17 protein-coding genes and 2 pseudogenes are annotated in these 14632 nt (G+C 37.7%); 10 read left to right on the forward strand and 9 right to left on the reverse strand.

Annotation, left to right across the window (positions count from 1 at the left end; genetic code table 11):
• Nucleotides 1-19 precede the first annotated feature (19 nt).
• The 3 genes from MKL36_RS11135 (at nucleotide 20) to MKL36_RS11145 (ending at nucleotide 2457) form a co-directional block, all read left to right on the forward strand.
• Nucleotides 20-1102 carry a TPM domain-containing protein gene (locus MKL36_RS11135; protein ID WP_021510154.1) on the forward strand — a complete coding sequence of 361 codons (1083 nt, stop codon included), beginning with the start codon at nucleotides 20-22 and terminating at the stop codon, nucleotides 1100-1102.
• Nucleotides 1096-1656, forward strand: coding sequence for a TPM domain-containing protein (locus tag MKL36_RS11140; RefSeq protein WP_021510153.1), 561 nt, complete (start codon nucleotides 1096-1098; stop codon nucleotides 1654-1656). The genes MKL36_RS11135 and MKL36_RS11140 overlap by 7 nt, the downstream gene beginning before the upstream one ends.
• Before the next feature lie 342 nt (nucleotides 1657-1998).
• Nucleotides 1999-2457, forward strand: coding sequence for a pilin (locus MKL36_RS11145; RefSeq protein ID WP_021510152.1), 459 nt, complete (start codon nucleotides 1999-2001; stop codon nucleotides 2455-2457).
• Between the two features lie 267 nt (nucleotides 2458-2724).
• On the opposite strand, the gene vapC is transcribed toward MKL36_RS11145, so the two are convergent.
• Together vapC and vapB are read right to left on the reverse strand one after the other, a co-directional pair.
• Nucleotides 2725-3126 carry a type II toxin-antitoxin system tRNA(fMet)-specific endonuclease VapC gene (gene vapC, locus MKL36_RS11150; RefSeq protein WP_004833671.1) on the reverse strand — a complete coding sequence of 134 codons (402 nt, stop codon included), beginning with the start codon at nucleotides 3124-3126 and terminating at the stop codon, nucleotides 2725-2727.
• Entirely contained in the window at nucleotides 3126-3353 is a 228-nt protein-coding gene (vapB, locus tag MKL36_RS11155; RefSeq protein WP_002125542.1) for a type II toxin-antitoxin system VapB family antitoxin, read from the reverse strand. Before vapB ends, vapC begins: the two co-directional genes overlap by 1 nt.
• A 152-nt stretch (nucleotides 3354-3505) precedes the next feature.
• Here vapB and MKL36_RS11160 point away from each other — a divergent pair, with 152 nt between their 5' ends.
• Nucleotides 3506-5134 carry a PglL family O-oligosaccharyltransferase gene (locus MKL36_RS11160; RefSeq protein ID WP_021510151.1) on the forward strand — a complete coding sequence of 543 codons (1629 nt, stop codon included), beginning with the start codon at nucleotides 3506-3508 and terminating at the stop codon, nucleotides 5132-5134.
• A gap of 40 nt (nucleotides 5135-5174) precedes the next feature.
• On the opposite strand, the gene bfr is transcribed toward MKL36_RS11160, so the two are convergent.
• The 7 genes and pseudogenes from bfr to gmk all read right to left on the reverse strand — a co-directional run bounded on the left by bfr (nucleotide 5175) and on the right by gmk (nucleotide 10086).
• Complete coding sequence (gene bfr / locus MKL36_RS11165) at nucleotides 5175-5639, reverse strand: heteropolymeric bacterioferritin subunit Bfr (RefSeq protein ID WP_000678123.1); 465 nt, start codon at nucleotides 5637-5639, stop codon at nucleotides 5175-5177.
• A 244-nt stretch (nucleotides 5640-5883) separates the two neighbouring features.
• Nucleotides 5884-6078: a bacterioferritin-associated ferredoxin gene (locus MKL36_RS11170; RefSeq protein WP_000289091.1), complete on the reverse strand. Its 195-nt coding sequence runs from the start codon at nucleotides 6076-6078 to the stop codon at nucleotides 5884-5886.
• A 209-nt stretch (nucleotides 6079-6287) separates the two neighbouring features.
• Nucleotides 6288-6671, reverse strand: a complete 384-nt coding sequence (locus MKL36_RS11175; protein WP_000090000.1) for a RidA family protein — start codon at nucleotides 6669-6671, stop codon at nucleotides 6288-6290.
• Nucleotides 6672-6791: 120 nt separating this feature from the next.
• The gene (locus MKL36_RS11180; RefSeq protein WP_001117590.1) at nucleotides 6792-8897 is read right to left on the reverse strand and encodes a RelA/SpoT family protein; all 2106 of its coding nucleotides are present in this window, start codon (nucleotides 8895-8897) and stop codon (nucleotides 6792-6794) included.
• 39 nt (nucleotides 8898-8936) lie between these two features.
• Nucleotides 8937-9067 (reverse strand): annotated as a pseudogene (locus MKL36_RS11185) (hypothetical protein).
• Nucleotides 9068-9105: 38 nt separating this feature from the next.
• Nucleotides 9106-9384 (reverse strand): DNA-directed RNA polymerase subunit omega, encoded by a 279-nt coding sequence (rpoZ, locus tag MKL36_RS11190; protein WP_000135049.1) that lies wholly within the window; start codon nucleotides 9382-9384, stop codon nucleotides 9106-9108.
• Between the two features lie 72 nt (nucleotides 9385-9456).
• The gene (gene gmk, locus MKL36_RS11195; RefSeq protein WP_000015937.1) at nucleotides 9457-10086 is read right to left on the reverse strand and encodes a guanylate kinase; all 630 of its coding nucleotides are present in this window, start codon (nucleotides 10084-10086) and stop codon (nucleotides 9457-9459) included.
• A gap of 122 nt (nucleotides 10087-10208) precedes the next feature.
• Here gmk and ispH point away from each other — a divergent pair, with 122 nt between their 5' ends.
• The 6 genes and pseudogenes from ispH to MKL36_RS19100 all read left to right on the forward strand — a co-directional run.
• A complete protein-coding gene (gene ispH / locus MKL36_RS11200) occupies nucleotides 10209-11159 on the forward strand; it encodes a 4-hydroxy-3-methylbut-2-enyl diphosphate reductase (RefSeq protein WP_021510150.1) in 951 nt (316 codons plus the stop codon).
• Between the two features lie 169 nt (nucleotides 11160-11328).
• Nucleotides 11329-11802 carry a pilus assembly FimT family protein gene (locus tag MKL36_RS11205; protein WP_021510149.1) on the forward strand — a complete coding sequence of 158 codons (474 nt, stop codon included), beginning with the start codon at nucleotides 11329-11331 and terminating at the stop codon, nucleotides 11800-11802.
• Nucleotides 11796-12356 carry a type IV pilus modification protein PilV gene (gene pilV / locus MKL36_RS11210; protein ID WP_086374083.1) on the forward strand — a complete coding sequence of 187 codons (561 nt, stop codon included), beginning with the start codon at nucleotides 11796-11798 and terminating at the stop codon, nucleotides 12354-12356. The genes MKL36_RS11205 and pilV overlap by 7 nt, the downstream gene beginning before the upstream one ends.
• Nucleotides 12357-13358 (forward strand): PilW family protein, encoded by a 1002-nt coding sequence (locus tag MKL36_RS11215; protein ID WP_021510147.1) that lies wholly within the window; start codon nucleotides 12357-12359, stop codon nucleotides 13356-13358.
• Nucleotides 13355-14173 (forward strand): PilX N-terminal domain-containing pilus assembly protein, encoded by an 819-nt coding sequence (locus tag MKL36_RS11220; protein WP_000149374.1) that lies wholly within the window; start codon nucleotides 13355-13357, stop codon nucleotides 14171-14173. Before MKL36_RS11215 ends, MKL36_RS11220 begins: the two co-directional genes overlap by 4 nt.
• A gap of 11 nt (nucleotides 14174-14184) precedes the next feature.
• Nucleotides 14185-14379, forward strand: a pseudogene (locus tag MKL36_RS19100) (hypothetical protein); the annotation flags it as partial.
• Between the last annotated feature and the right edge of the window lie 253 nt (nucleotides 14380-14632).

Below are 14632 nucleotides of genomic sequence, written 5' to 3' on the forward strand. Positions count from 1 at the left end.
TAAATCAAAGGAGTGCCGCATGAGAAATATTATATTGCTTCAGCCTAAGCAAATTAGGGTATTCGTTATTACCTTAATTGTTCTCTGCTGTGGTTTTCTGTTTCAGAATGCGGCTTGGAGTGAGAATAATATTGCCACTGCTACCGATGAAACGGATACGGTAGTGGCAGGCAAAATTATTCAACAGCAGCAAGCTCAAGCATCTAAGCCTCAAATAAATTCTCAGGCAGCTTCGAGTGTCACACCTCAAACGCAAGTTGCAAATGATATGGCTGATGGTGAATCAATTCGCGGTTTACCAACATTAAATCAACCTGTCATTGATCAAGCTAACGTTTTGAGTGAAACCGAAAAACAACAGCTTAGCCAGAAAATCTTAAATCTTTACCAACAAGGTAAAGCACAAATAGGTATTGTGATTGTACCGACTACAGGTCAAGAAGATATTTTTGATTATGCTTTGCGAGTAGGTGAAAAATGGCAACTCGGTTCGAGTAAACGAGATAATGGCTTACTTATTGCAGTTGCAATTAATGACCATAGAATACAGATTCTAACTGGATACGGTTTAGAAGGAGTATTGCCTGATATTGTTGCAAGTCGAATTATTCGAAATCAAATTACCCCTTATTTTAAACAAGCCCAATATGCTCAAGGACTAAATGCAGGACTTGATGAAATTGGAAGAATTTTAAATTTAGATCCGGAAGTTGCTCAGCAAGCTGCTCAAGATTTAAAAGAACGCCAACATCAAGCTGCCGAAGAACAACAAGCCAAACAAACAACGCTTACAATGGCTTTATTTATTCTTGTTGCTGGAGTTGTAGGATCATTTATTGTCGGTCGACCACTTAGCGCGTCAACAGCTGGCGTTGCGGCAGCGGTAGCTGGTTTTGTAAATGGTGCTGGCGTAGTAATGAGTTTACTATTGGGTTTTGGTATTTTCTTTTTACTCATAACTTCAATTGCCCAACTGATTTTACAGGCTATTCTGAGTGGAGCTGGTGGCGGCGGACGCGGAGGAGGCTTTGGCGGTGGTGGCGGAGGCTATGGCGGCGGCGGTGGACGTTTTGGCGGTGGAGGTGCTTCAGGCTCATGGTAACAACATCAGAAACAACCCAAATTATTACTCAGCCAAAAATTGAGGAATCTGTAGAGCCCAGTTTAAAACGTTGGTTTAAGCATTTTTGTTATTTACCAGCAAGTAGCAGATATTTTTCCAAACAAGATAAACAAGCTATTGCTGAGGCTGTACAGCAAGCAGAGCATGGACATGTTGGCGAAATACAGGTTGTCATAGAAGGCCATATCCCATGTTCACAAGCGTATAGACAAAATACACGTTTACGAGCCCAGCAATTATTTGCAGAACTGGGTGTTTGGGATACACAGCTCAATAGTGGTGTATTGCTCTATTTAAATTTGTGTGAACGCACAGTGGAAATCATCTTTGATCGTGGGATTAGGAATGCAACTACTGAACAAATATGGCAGCACATATGTAAGTCGATTGTAGAGCAGCTTCAACAAAAGCAATACCAGAAAGCTGTAGTTACAGGAGTTCAGCAAATTGGAGAAGTGATGGCACGCTTTTACGATGAAAACATGCCAGATCAATTAAATGAATTAGGTAACGCACCTATCATTATTAATTAAATGATTGACTCAAAAATTTAACTGTTTTTAGAATTTATTGCTCAATAAGGTGACTGACAAAAAATGTCACCTATTTGATTATTTTTATAGAGATTTTTATCACATTCGTTATTAAAAAAATGAAATAGGCAATAAATTAATTTTTATCGGTGATTCAGTCCTACTAAATTCCTAGTGACAATTTTTGTCAGTTAATTACAGCTTAAGCTACTAAAATAAGACACAATAAATTGTAAGTTTATGTTTTTTAACAATAATAAAAGTTGGCATGGTTGCTGCAATATATTTGATAGCTGAAAAAGCTTATATAAAAACATACATACAATCTTTGGGGAAAAGGCTATGAATGCACAAAAAGGTTTTACATTAATTGAACTCATGATCGTTGTAGCGATTATTGGTATTTTAGCAGCGATCGCGATTCCTGCTTATCAAAACTATATTGCTCGTGGTGAGGCAAGTTCTGCTTTGGCTAGTATTACTCCATTGAAGACTGCTGTTGAAGATAAGTTAGCAAATGGTACAACTGATGATTTAGCAGATGTTACTAAATTAGGTACAACAGCAAATGCAAATGGTTTAGGTGTTATTACTTCTACTATTGATGAAGCTACTGGTGGTGGTAGTTTAATTTTTACATTGAGTGGTTCTGCTAGTCCTAAAACTAAAGGTGGTGTAATTACATTAGCGCGTGATGCTGCTTCGGGTACTTGGACATGTACTGTTAATGCGAAATTAACAGACTATGCACCAAAAGGTTGTAGTGTTGCTGCTGCTCCTCCTGCTCCTCCTGCTCCTTAAGTTATCTAAAATAAAAAAGCGCATCTTTCGAGATGCGTTTTTTGTTTCATGCTAATAAGGGTTATTAAAACTTTATAAATAATGTGAGAAAAATAAAGCAGTATGTGAGCGTATAATAAAATTAAAGTCATCAATATTTATTGATTTAAATGCTTTGTAAGATTTGTATTAATCGTCAGAGATCAGAAAGGAGGCTTCATTTGCAGGCTTAGTACTATAGATATGGTGGTTTTACGGAATAAACAAGCTGTTCAAGATTTTGATGGCTCACTCAACCCAATTCTCTAACTGCAAAGCTTCGACTCTTTGAAATTCTTTAGTATTGTTAGTAACTAAAATAAGACCATGACTACGAGCATGAGCTGCAATATGCGTGTCATTATCACTAATAAGCGTGCCTTTACGACGTAAATCTGCTTTGATCATGCCATATTGAGCTGCTGCTTCAGGGGTATAATCTAAAATCTGTAATCGAGATAAAAAATCTTCGACAACGCGTAAATTTTTTATAGGGTTTTGACTATTTTCTGCACCATAAATAAGTTCTGCCACAGTGATACTACTGACACATAACTGAGTGGCAACAGCATTAAATCGCACTTTAACTTCAGGCGGTTTATTTTTGATGGTATAGATCACGATATTGGTATCTAACATATATCTCAACATCAAAAACTCTCACGCTCCGCTGCAATTTGTTCACCACGCTCAAAATCATCTGAAACGGTGAGTTGAGCATCATCAAAAAAACTGTCCCAAATATGTTCCACAGGGCAAATGACGCGTTCTACACCAACGACCCTTACAAAGACTTTTTGTGTTTCTTTAGGAAAGCGAAAAATAGCTGGTAAGCGAACAGCTTGGGAGCGATTATTTGTAAATACAGATGTAATCATTGCATTCACCTCATTATTTATTTTACTATATACATTGAGTATATGGCATTGTGTTGTAAAAGTCGAATACCATGATGAAATGAATACCAAAGCGATTAAGCATAGTTCCATGTATAATTCCCTGCAAGTTCCAAGTCTTTTAGCCTGTCACTATGCAAGTATTCTTTCTGTTCCTCGCAGCAATTCTATTGGGTTTCGCATGGCTATCACCATTTCACTATAACCCTTGGGTAATGTTTTCTAGTGAAATGAGTACTTTTGCGGCAGGTTTAAGTGTCTTAGCTGCACTTTTTTATCAAAATATTAAAATTCCGCGTGCACAATTATTGCTGTTGCCATTTATTTTAATTCCAGTGGTGCAGTGGGCTTTTGGTCTAGTTTTTGATTTTAGTACAGCTTTGTTAAGTTCACTTTACTTATTAGGCTTCTGGTTTATGGTTGTGGCGGGTTATAACTTGTCACTAGATCAACAAAAGCGAGATCAAATTTTTACAGGCTTTAGTTTATTACTGATTATTGTATCAATTGCGACCAGTTTTATTGCGATATGCCAATGGTTAAATATTGAGTCTCATTTTGTGCATATGTTGCATTTAATTGGTAACCGTCCTTACGGCAACTTTGGTCAACCTAACAATATGGCAACCTTTCTGATTATGGGGCTATTAGGTTGTCTATTTTTATATGAAAAGAATAAAGCAACAGTTTGGTTACTTTTCCCTTCTGCACTCATTATCTTGTTTACAATCGCTTTAAGCCAATCAAGAACGTCTTGGGTCGTTTTTCCATTTTTACTTATCTATTGGATAGTTAAACTATTTGGAAAACAAAAAAGATTTGGTTTTATTCAAGGGTTCTTGTGGTGCGCTGGTTTTTTTGTAATAGCGGGCGTGATTCTGCCATTTGCTACTAGTTTAATTGAAGCATGGTCAAGCACTGATGTAACCCAAGCAAGTAGTTTAGTTGAAAGAGCAAGCTCTGGATATTTACGTTTTAATATCTGGACCCAAATGCTACTTGCTGTACAGCAGCATCCTTGGTTAGGGTATGGTTGGAACCAAACCAGTGTGGCGCAAATGTCAGCCTATGCTCTTTTTCCAACAACTGAGTGGACGACCAGTGCCCATAATATTTTATTAGATCTCATCATCTGGAACGGTATTCCAATAGGTATAGTCATTATTGCTTACTTTGCATGTTGGTTCCTTTGGCTAAACCAGCAGGCTAAAGAAACTATCTCAATTATTGCAATTATGATGGTGTGTACCGTACTCATTCATGCCATGTTAGAGTTTCCTCAACGCTACGCTTACTTCTTACTTACTTGTGGTTTCTTATTAGGCATAATTCAGGCACAGTCACCTGTACTCAAAGGTATTGTGCTCAACAAGCAGGTTCTTCGTTTAATTTGGGGAGTAAGTTTAATACTTCTGCTAGCAATTTGGCGTGACTATAATGTCTATGTCACAAATAGTAATTTGTTGTTTAAGAATAAACAGCCAAATGCTGAGGTTTTGGGAAGTAATCAGATTTTTGTTTTAACGCAGTTTGAGCAGCGTTTAAAATGGATTGAGATGAAGCCTGAAACTACTTTATCTGATGCTGATTTAGCAGTGTGGGGTAATTTCGTAAAAAATAAAGCAACGCCTTATAACTTGCGTAAATATGCCCAGCTACTTGCCTATAATGGAAAGGTAGAGCAAGCTGAACAACAAATATTTATTTTGCAGCATCTTTATCGACAGCAAATAACTTTGGCAGAGTTGTTAAAAGATAAATAAAAAAATCCCCTTGAGTACAAGGGGATTTTTTTATGAGAAATTACATTTGGCTTTGAATATAATTTTCGATACCAACACTGCCAATAAGATCAATTTGAGTATCTAACCAATCCCAATATTCTTCCTCTTTTTCTAAGATTTCTTGTACCAAATCACGCGTTACATAGTCTTGTTCGGTTTCGGCTAAAGCGACCGCTTTCTGAATTGCTTCAATATTTTCTTTTACTTTACGGATGTCGCATTGCAGAACTTCTTCTGTATGTTGACCGATATACAATTTACCTAAGTGTTGAAGATTAGGGAGACCTTCTAAAAATAAGATACGCTCAATAATTTTGTCAGCATGCTTCATTTGGCGAATTGATTCTTTATATTCGGCAGAACCGAGTTGTTCAATTCCCCAATCATTAAACATACGAGAATGTAAAAAGTATTGATTAATTGCAGTTAAATGATGATACAGCACTTGATTGAGCTGATTAATGACATCACGATTGCCTTTCATTGTAGCTACTCCAAAACAATTTCTGCCTTAATTCAATTAAGGCAATCTATAAATTCATTTTAGTGAACAATCATGGATATGGCGAGTAATTTATGGAACAGCAAATGAAAATCGCAATCAAAAACAACACAATATTGGTAAATGGGAATTTCCTTCCAAAAAAAACCGCTTCAATGAGGAACATTTAACGTTCCGCAAAAAGCGGTGGAGGAGTCAATAAATTTTTGTTAAATATTAATTTTTATTATGCAGCTACAGAAATGCGAGCAGCAATTTCTGCTAATTCTTCACTAATAATAGCACGTGCTTCTGGTGCACAGCGTCCACAGCAAGTACCAAGATCAAGCAAATCGCGAATTTCACGATAGCTTTCAGCGCCATTTTCAATAGCGTCTTTAATATCCTGATCGGTAATGCCACGACACAAGCAAACGTACATGGGAGTGATCCCCAAATATAAATGCGATAATTGATATTATTGATAATTATTATCGTTTGTCAATGAAATTCATTTAAAATCTCATTTATCGTTATTGGGATTTTGGATAAAAAAATACCACCTAAGCGGAAATCTGAGAGTTACTCAGCTTTTTAAGCTGGGGTGGTATCTAATTTTAGAGCTAAATAATTTCTAGTTAATATTTTATCTTACTGATTAATAATAACAATTCCATCCATTTCAACTAAAGCCCCTTTAGGCAGGCTTGCTACACCAAGTGCAGCACGAGCTGGGTATGGTTGAGCAAAATATTCGCCCATAATTTGGTTAACGAGTTGGAAATTAGATAAATCAGTAAGAAAAATATTGAGCTTTGCAATATCTGCAAGTGTGCCGCCTGCAGCTTCACATACTGCTTTAAGGTTATCAAAAACACGGCGGATTTGAGCTTCAATACCGTCTACAAGTTCCATACTGTAAGGATCTAAACCAATTTGCCCTGATAAATATAGTGTGTTACCTACTAAAATGGCTTGAGAATATGTGCCGATGGCAGCAGGGGCATTTTCAGTATGAATGACTTGACGGGACATTTGGTTCTCCTTGATTAAATCTTTTTTCATCATAATCGATGATACGTTTTGACAAAAGTATCATCGATTTAATTGATTAGGTACTTCTAGAAGTTAGATTTTAGTAAAGCAGAACAAATTTTAGCTGACTTTGGAAATTTCCATTTGTGGAGCAGGGGCGTCTAGACGCTCAATACGTGGGAAGCCATAGTGCATTCGTAAATCACGAATGACTTTTGCAATATGTTTACGGTTGTTTACTACAATATTGACGAAAGTACGCTGTTCGTTGGAATGTACCATTTCTACCCCAGCATTATTTTTACGACATTGATAGATGAGGTCTGATACCTGTTCATCATTCATTGCCATATAAATCGCAAGGTAAGCAGTAAAACGTACATCATCTACGTCATCTGCTTTCCATTGAAGCGGCATAATGTTTTCTGGGTGTAAATGTTGTTCATGAAGCAAATTATGACAACGAATACGGTGCACAATTAAACCACGTCGTGTTAAATGGCCTTGAATTGGATCGCCTAAAATAGGATTACAACAGTGGGCATATTTAACATCAATGCCTTCAGTTCCTTGAATTAGTCGATCTGAATTTTCTGCTCGAGGATGCTTGTCATTTGCAAACAAATGGTTAGCTACAAGTTGAGGAAGTAAATCTCCAACAGCAATTTGCTCAAATAATGCATCTTTATTATCAATATGACGCCATTGTAAAAGATCTAACCAATCTGCATCTGAAAGGTCGTTAATAGAACGATTAAAGAGTTTCAAAGCTCGTGAAAGTGCTTGGGCACCAACTAAACGTTGTTCTTCAATATCTTGGTCTTTGAGTACGTGCTGTAAAGCACGGCGAGCTTTTTGAGTGTTAATGAAGCTCAGCCAATCTGGATTTGGCGTTGCTAAAACGTCAGTAATAATCTCAATAACCTGCCCACTAACTAATGGTGTAGAAAGTGGCTTAATTTCACCATCAACTTTTGCACCTACCGCATGGTTGCCTAAGAAAAGACTAGCTGAGTAGGCAAAATCAACTACTGTGGCACCTTGTGGTAATTCATGTAACTGGCCGTGTGGTGTGTAAACCCAAATTTTTTCTTGATGTAAATAATCAAGTAAGTCATTAAAAGTCGTTTTAGCGCATTCACCATCAATGAGTGTATTTAGGTTCTGCATGGAAGCTTGAATGGCAGAGCGGCAAGTTTGTGGAGCATTTTCGCCGAGTACGACACCGAAACGTGCAGCTTTACGCATCAACTCAGTTTGAATAGTGAGCGATAACGTGGTTTTTTCACCCTTAAGCTTGATCATTAATGACTGATTACCACCTGGTAACGGGCGGCGGATATGATCTTGATATTGGATGACCTGAAAATTTTCTTTTAAGGCTGCTACTAAACGATCGCAGTCTGCAATGGATTGCAAAACGATTTCAAAGGCATGGCTATGAGTAAGTTCTTGTAAATCCATTTCATTTTTTACGAAATGGCGTAAGAGCTCAATATTATTATTTTTCTTTTTAATTCGACCTTGAATATGATAATTGTGGAGAAGCTCTGCAAGATTTTGTTCCCAGATACTTTGGTATTTACATCGCTCTGGTTTGGTTTGAAGCAACGCATTTTGAACGTTATCAAACATATCTAAATCGAGATTTTGATAACATAAATTTTCAAGGTTATCGGCCATTTCATTCATGCCGACTAATCTTGCCATCGGTACGAAAATATCAAAGGTTTCTTGAGCAATACGAGCACGTTTATCGGGACGTAAGGCGCCCAATGTGGTCATATTGTGGTAGCGATCAGCTAGTTTAATAATAATGACGCGTGGATCTTGCAAAGTAGCTTGTAGAATTTTTCTAAAAGAAGCAGCTTTATTATATTCTTTATCGCTCGACTGGCTTAGTTTGGTTACGCCATCAACAAGCTCTGCAACTGTTTGTCCAAATCGCTCAATAATATCGTCTTTTGTATATTGAGTATCTTCAATGACATCATGTAAAAGTGCAGCCATTAATGTTTCAGGATCCAGGCGCATATTCGCTAAAATACAGCTAACCGCGATAGGATGCAGAATATAAGGTTCTCCGCTTTTACGGGTAATACCAGTGTGTGCCAGATCTCCAAAATCGCAGGCAGCAAGCACTTTTTCGACTTCACTTACCGATAAGTAAGGGTCGATAATTAATTTGAGCTGTTGCTTGGCTTGGCTGACCTCTTCGCCTGGCATAGACCACCCTTTTTCTGTTGCTTAAAAAACTAAATCTATCTACTTCTTAATGAAAAGCATATTGCGGAACTTGTCAATTTTTTCGTTTGAAAAAGTGTATTTTTTTTTCAATGAAAATAATTGCTTTTACCAATATGTTTTAAATATGCATAAGCCAAATAAAAAACCATCGCAAAAAAACGATGGTTTTTTATAGAAACAGGAGTAATTAGAAAGAAAAACCTTCTAAATTTAAGCTGTTTGTAGAAAGGGCAAGATCAAGACTAGAAGTTTGGTAATCTTGCTCACGTTGTTTAAGAATTTCTTTCGTTACGTGACCTACAGCGATTTCACGTAAAGCAACAACTGTTGGTTTGTCGTTATCCCATTCTACAGTTGGCTCCATGCCTTGACGTGCCAATTGACGAGCACGTTTACTTGCAACGAGCACAAGCTCAAAACGGTTGTCTACATGATCTAAACAATCTTCAACGGTGACGCGTGCCATAAAAGTTCTCGTTTTGGAATGGTAAATTTGAACAGACCAAATAGTATAAAAGGCTTTCGTTCCAGACTCAAGTTATTCCTGTTTTGGTTGTGGAGTAATCAAGTCTTGAATTAGATTTTGATGTCTTTTTGCCTGTTGAGATAAGACTAAACGATTTGCTGTAATGACGGCTTCAAGCTCATGTAGGGCTTTATTAAAGTCATCATTAATGATGATATAGTCGAAATTTACATAATGCTGCATGTCTTCAACAGCACAGCTTAAGCGGTGTTCAATAACTTCAACAGAGTCTGTACCACGGTTAGATAAACGTTGACGTAAATCGAATTGAGTAGGTGGTAAAATAAAGATCTGTTTAGATTCAGGAAACAGCTTGCGTACTTGCTCTGCACCTTGCCAGTCAATTTCAAGCAAGACATCATGTCCTTGAGCTAACTGTTGTTTTACGGTTGCTTGTGAAGTGCCATAGTAATTACCAAATACTTCAGCATATTCGATAAATCCACCTTGGTTCACTTGGTCTAAAAATTCATCTTTTGTTGTGAAGTGATAGTGAACACCATCTAACTCACCTGGTCGTTGACCTCGGGTAGTATGCGAAACTGAAACATGTAAATTGCTCACACGGTCAAGTAGGGCTTTCACCAAAGATGTTTTGCCCGTTCCTGATGCAGCAGAAACGACAAACAATAGACCCGACATGATATTTTTCCTGATATGATAAAATATCTTCGCTATTGTAGTGTACCGTGCGTTTAAACTGAATAGTTTTAACTGCAAATATTTACGAGAAGTTCCCCTGTTTTATTAATTTTGAGGCTGTTATGGAAATTGTGTTAGCTAATCCGCGTGGTTTTTGTGCCGGTGTTGATCGAGCCATAGCAATCGTCAATCGGGCTTTGGAATGTTTTAATCCTCCTATTTATGTACGTCATGAAGTTGTACACAATAAATTTGTGGTAGATGACTTACGCCAAAGAGGGGCTGTTTTCGTTGATGAGCTGGACCAAGTGCCAGATGATTCTATTGTAATTTTCAGTGCACACGGTGTTTCAAAAGCAGTTCAGCAAGAAGCAGAGCGTCGAGGCTTAAAAGTTTTTGATGCGACTTGTCCATTGGTGACTAAAGTACATATTGAAGTAACTAAATATGCTCGCGAAGGGACAGAAGCTATTTTAATTGGTCATGAAGGGCACCCAGAAGTTGAAGGTACGATGGGACAATATGACAAATTAAAAGGTGGCGATATTTATCTGGTTGAAGATGAGGCTGATGTGGTAGCACTCGAGGTTAGACATCCGGAAAAATTAGCATTTGTTACGCAAACGACCTTATCTATTGATGATACAGCAAAAGTGATTGATGCTTTGCGTGCGAAATTCCCGAATATTCAGGGTCCGCGTAAAGATGACATCTGTTATGCAACTCAAAATAGACAAGATGCAGTACGTGACTTAGCTGAAAAATGTGATGTTGTGCTGGTTGTTGGCTCGCCTAACTCGTCAAATTCGAATCGTTTACGCGAGCTTGCTGAGCGTATGGGGAAAGCTGCTTATCTAGTAGATAATGCAGATCAACTTGAACAATCATGGTTCAATGATACTTGTAAAATTGGTGTTACAGCAGGAGCTTCAGCCCCAGAAATTTTAATTAAGCAAGTGATTCAACGTTTACAAGATTGGGGAGCTCAGGCGCCTAAAGAATTAGAAGGACGTGAGGAAAATATTACTTTTAGTCTTCCTAAAGAATTACGTATTCATGTGACCCAGGCATAAAATGTGACTTATTTAACATACTGATTTTAAATAGTTAAACAGATAATTGTTAACATGACAGTTATCTGTTTTTTTATACCCTTTGTCTGTTTTGTATTTGTTTTGTAATTTGTAAAAGTAAAATTTAAATAAGAAATAAAAAATTTTAGTTTTATTTGGGGTTCTGGGGATGAGGGGAATTATTCCACAAGAAGGGTTCACCTTGGTCGAGCTAATGGTGACGATTGCAGTCATGGCTATTATTGCACTGATGGCTGCACCATCAATGTCAAATTTATTAGAAAGTAAACGTTTAGATGCTAATCAAAGAGACTTAATCAACACTTTATCAGAAGCGAAAAGTCAGGCAATTTTAGGACGTCAGAATGTTTCTGTTAACTTGAACTCAACAGCTTCAAATACACCCACTTCATTAAATTGGCAGACAGCTTCTAATAATACTCTTGAGCTAAAAAATATAGCCGCTGATGGTATGCAAAGTTCTTTAACGACTACCACTTTAGCTTTTAACGCAAATGGAGTAGTGGCAAATATAACTCAAGATACGCTTTTATCTATTTGTAATTCTAGAATAAATAAAAAGAAAGTCATTATTTTGACCAAGCTTGGCACTTTAGTTTTTAAGGCCGAGGAGACTTGTTAATGCATCACTATAAGCAAAAAGCCCAAGCTGGGGTGGGCTTACTCGAAGTTTTGGTTGCCTTAATTTTACTTGCTATTGGAGTTTTAGGTTATGTTGCCTTGCAGCTAAGAGCTATGGATGCCTCTTCAGAAGCATTAAGTAAATCTCAAGCCATTCTAGTGATGAGGGGATTAGCAGAAAATATCCGTACAAATAGTACTCTAGCTAGCCAGTATCCTACATTTGTGCGTAGTTATAGCAACTATACATCTGATACTCCTGCACCCACGTCATGTTTTAATTCTCTATGTACTGCCTCCCAACTTGCTCAATTTGATGCCTATCAAGCAGCTAGAAATGCTAATCAACTGGGTATGAGAATTACGATGTCAAATTGCCCTGGCGTTACAAATACAATGGTGCAACAACGCCAGTGCCTATTTGTCTTTTGGGGTAAAACTGCGCCAGTGATTACTACAAATGGAACAAATACTAGTGTGGATGTTTCAAGTTGTATGAGTAATAACGGTGTTTACGTGAATAATTCAACTTGCTTAATGATGGAGGCATATTAAATGGCTCAATCATTTATTTCTAATAAAGAACAAGGTTTTACCTTGATTGAACTTATAGTCGCCTTAGCTTTAGGCCTAATATTAGTGGCTGCTGCAACACAGCTATTTATTGGAGGGCTTTTATCCAGCCGATTGCAAAAGGCCAATGCTGAAATCCAGGACAGCGGTATTTTTGGTTTGGAATATATGGCACGTGATATACGGCTTCTAAATTATGGAAATGTTGTAAATCCGCAATTAACAGATACAACGCCTTGGGGAGGTATTGTATTAACAGGTTCAACAGCAACAAATGCCAACAATGTTAATTTTATTCCAAAAGTTGATACAAATACTTATATTCCGGAAGCGTTATTAAGCCGTGGTGCAGGTGATACGGTAAGTACAGTGAATAACCACTGGAAAGGTTTTTCAAATATACAGAATAGTTCAAATGCTGAAGTACAAAGCGATCAGCTGACTATTCAATTCATTGCCCCGACCAATATGACTAATTGTGAAGGTGTGAATGTGTTAGCGGGGGACCTAATAGTTCAACGGTATTTTTTACGTGTTGATAATAATGGTAGCTCTCAACAGGATTATGCACTTGCATGTGATGCGAATACTCCTGCGGTTAGTGCTACAGCGCAACCTGATATCGTTAATGGATTAGGAGATGCAGGCCAAATTATACTGCCTCGTATTGACCATTTTCATGTCTTATTAGGTACGAAAAACGCAGCTGGTAATTTTGCTTATTACACAATTCCTCAGTATCGGGTGGCTGCACAAGCTGTTCGAGATGCGAGTTCAGCTGTGGCTGCTCCAAGAATTCTGTCAATACAAATATCGGTATTAGCCCGTTCTACAAATAATGCTCAAAATAAGGCAATAGACCCTAATCAGTCTTTTCTTATGCTAGATCAGAATGTGCATGCTGCCGATAACAGAACTCGTTTTTTGCGACGCGTATATAGCGTGACAATTGCTTTACGCAATGCAATGGGGGAAACACTATGACCCATTTAAATTATAAAAATATCAAAGGTCGATCTAAGGAAACAGGTGCCACACTTATTGTTGTACTTATTATTTTATTGATCGTTATTTCTGTCGGGGTTTTGGCAATAAGAGTAGCGATTGTTTCTCTAAAAGTTGCAACTAATAGCCAAGTTGGCCAATTAAACTTTCAATCTTCAGATACTCCGTTAGAGCTTATTGTGCAGATGAACCCAACCACATTGACAAATATTACCAATGTGATTGGAGCAGCACTGAAAGCACATGAAAGTAACCCTGGTGCGGAATATAACTTTTGCTATAAACCAACTTCTACATCTGTAAGTTTTGCTCAAACTCGGGGGGCAAGTTTGCTTCGGGCTGGCAGCGCTAATAATGCTGTGGTTGAAGACGGTGGAGTAGCAGGTTTCTGCGATTTAACAAGTGACTATGGGAGTAATCGTCAAGCGGTAGTTACTCAAGTTGCTGTCAGTATCCCAACCGATGCCATGGCTGATATTCCGGGTTCAAATCTACCTCGGGACATAAATCTTTCCGAAGGAACCCAACTTCCTAAAAGCATGCTATCTACGCAACGTATTCGGGTTATTACAACAGCGTTTTTACCTGCTTATGCCTCAACTTCTTTAGAAACTCTGCAATCTGATTGCTTAAGTACGAGTTCCGCAAAAATTAGTGACAACTTTGATAGTGCATTAACGGATAAGCAAACCCTAGCTGATTGTTTGGCAAACCATAACGTACCTTTTAGTACTCAAGTTCAAGAATTTAACTATACCAATAAGCTGACTGAAATCACGGCACCAGGTTCATAATGGGGAATATCATGAAACTAAAATTGAAGAATGTTAAGCCAAATAATTTATGGTATGCCGTCTGTTCAAGCTCAATGATATTCACATGGCTGATGACAAGCTCTGTGGTGCAAGCAAGTGATTTACAAATTTATGCCTCACCTACAGCAGGTAAAAAAACAATTGTGATGATGTTGGATACCTCTGGTTCAATGGGGGTAAATAGTAGTAGTAATTCAATTAATGCAGATTATGGAGTGTGTTCAGATCGTACAACTGTGCAAACTGATAGTGGAGGGAGCGGGTCTTATACATATTCCAGAACGTACTGCTCGGTGGCTTATTCGACTTCAATTTCGTCGAATTATCAAAGATTAAAGGACAAGTGTTATAATCCTAATAAAAATGCTGATGGTACTTATAGCGCTCGAACAGATTCCTTGAAATGCTATGATCGAATATCAAGGCTAAAGGATGGTA

This window comes from Acinetobacter sp. AOR12_HL (assembly GCF_027855275.1).
Classification (GTDB): domain Bacteria; phylum Pseudomonadota; class Gammaproteobacteria; order Pseudomonadales; family Moraxellaceae; genus Acinetobacter; species Acinetobacter baumannii.